The following is a 2,037-nucleotide window of genomic DNA, read 5'->3' on the forward strand; positions in this document are numbered from 1 at the left end:
AGGTAAATGTTAAATTTAAATAAAATTGTACTGGATGATCTGATGAGCGCTATTTTTAAATATTAATTGTAGATATTATTCTATTACAGCTTCCTGATAAATTGAGATAATTTACAGAATTTATTAGATTTTTTTTCAGTTTTCCTGTAATCTTTCTTCTCCCTACAAAGTAGAGGTGCGATTACTATAAGTATTTTTTCCGAGTGGATAGCGATGACGAAAAAAGAAAGGAGTAGTTGCCGAAATCAGTTAAAAGTCATTTTAGCTGGTTGGTGGCGTATCTGAAAGGAACGTCACTGTCATAGTGAATAACTATGGAGCGCTACGGTTAGGCGGGTTATTATTACCCCATTTTCTGCCGTCGTCTCCATTAATTTTAGGTATAACTTAATGGAACTTATCGATTATTCTTCTTCAGTTTGGTCTATTTCTCCTGCGTTGCTAGCCATTGTGTTGGCGATTGCGACTCGTCGTGTATTAGTTTCTCTGAGTACTGGGATTTTAGTCGGTGCTTTGATGCTCAATAATGCCTCAATTTTACCTACTTTTATCTATTTGAAAGATAACATTGTTTCCTTGGTATATAGCGACGGTAGTATTAATTCAAATATGAATATCGTCCTTTTCTTAATTTTGCTTGGTGTTTTGACCGCACTTTTAACCGTATCGGGTAGTAACCGTGCTTTTGTGGAATGGGCTCAAAAACGGATTAAGGATCGCCGTGGCGCAAAGTTATTAGCCGCATCTTTGGTTTTTGTTACATTTATTGATGATTATTTCCATAGTCTTGCAGTGGGTGCAATTGCTCGTCCTGTTACCGATCGTTTCCAAGTTTCTCGCCCAAAATTGGCATATATTTTGGATTCAACAGCGGCGCCAATGTGCGTTATGATGCCTGTTTCAAGTTGGGGGGCTTATATCATCACGTTAGTTGCAGGTTTACTTACGACTTACTCTATCACTGAATATACGCCTATGGGGGCATTTGTGGTGATGAGCGCAATGAATTACTATGCGATTTTTGCATTACTTATGGTATTTTTTGTTGCTTATTTTTCATTTGATATTGGTTCTATGGCGCGTCATGAAAAAGAGGTAATGGCACGAGAAAATCAGGAGGCGGAAGACGAATCGGGCGTAAAAGGGCACGTTCGGAATCTTGTGTTTCCTATTTTGGTTTTAATCGTAGCTACGATTTCAATAATGATGTATACAGGTGGGCAAGCGCTTGCTAAAGCCGGTTCATCGTTCTCTGTATTGGGGGCTTTTGAAAATACCAATGTTGGGATTTCTCTTGTTGTAGGGGGAGTAAGTGCGGTCGTTATATCAACAGTTTTGATTATCTTAGATGGTCAGGTAAATTTTGCCGAGTATGTACGAGCATGGAAACTCGGTATTAAATCTATGTCGGGTGCAATTGCAATTTTATTTTTTGCTTGGACAATCAATAAAATTGTGGGTGATATGCAAACAGGAAAATATTTATCTTCCTTCTTGGTTTCCGGCAACATTCCTGTTCAACTTTTACCGGTTATTTTATTTATTCTCGGGGCGGCAATGGCATTTTCAACAGGTACAAGTTGGGGCACATTCGGTATTATGCTACCGATTGCCGCTTCAATGGCAACGAATGCCGCACCAGAGTTAATGTTGCCTTGTCTTTCTGCGGTAATGGCCGGCGCTGTCTGTGGCGATCATTGTTCGCCGGTTTCAGACACAACAATTCTGTCTTCGACAGGGGCGAAATGTAACCATATGGATCATGTAACAACCCAATTACCTTATGCCTTAACTGTTGCGACCGCAAGTTGCCTTGGCTATATCACTGTTGGTTTTACAGAATCCGGTGTAGCTGGGTTTATTGTAACGGCGCTGTCCTTGCTTATGCTCGTTTTTATCGTGAAAAAACGTTAAAAATGTGATCTAGTTCAAAAAAATAAACAAAAAATAAAATTTTTCTATTTTTATAAAATGCGACATAAAGTCGCATTTTTTTATATTTATAATAAGTTTGTTTTATTTTATTCTTTATTTTTT

General features: G+C 38.2%; 1 protein-coding gene and 1 riboswitch. The gene reads left to right on the top strand.

Going from position 1 to position 2,037, the window contains the following annotated elements; genetic code table 11:
- Positions 1–162: 162 nt before the first annotated feature.
- A riboswitch (Lysine riboswitch) is annotated at positions 163–333 on the top strand.
- Positions 334–390: 57 nt separating this feature from the next.
- Positions 391–1,914, top strand: coding sequence for a Na+/H+ antiporter NhaC family protein (locus BKK47_RS12190; RefSeq protein ID WP_077495082.1), 1,524 nt, complete (start codon positions 391–393; stop codon positions 1,912–1,914).
- Positions 1,915–2,037 lie beyond the last annotated feature (123 nt).

It is taken from the genome of Rodentibacter mrazii (assembly GCF_001998825.1).
Lineage (GTDB): Bacteria > Pseudomonadota > Gammaproteobacteria > Enterobacterales > Pasteurellaceae > Rodentibacter > Rodentibacter mrazii.

Coding starts and splice junctions, on each gene's coding strand:
- BKK47_RS12190 (WP_077495082.1), top strand. CDS start 391: ATGGAACTTATCGATTATTCTTCTTCAGTTTGGTCTATTTCTCCTGCG.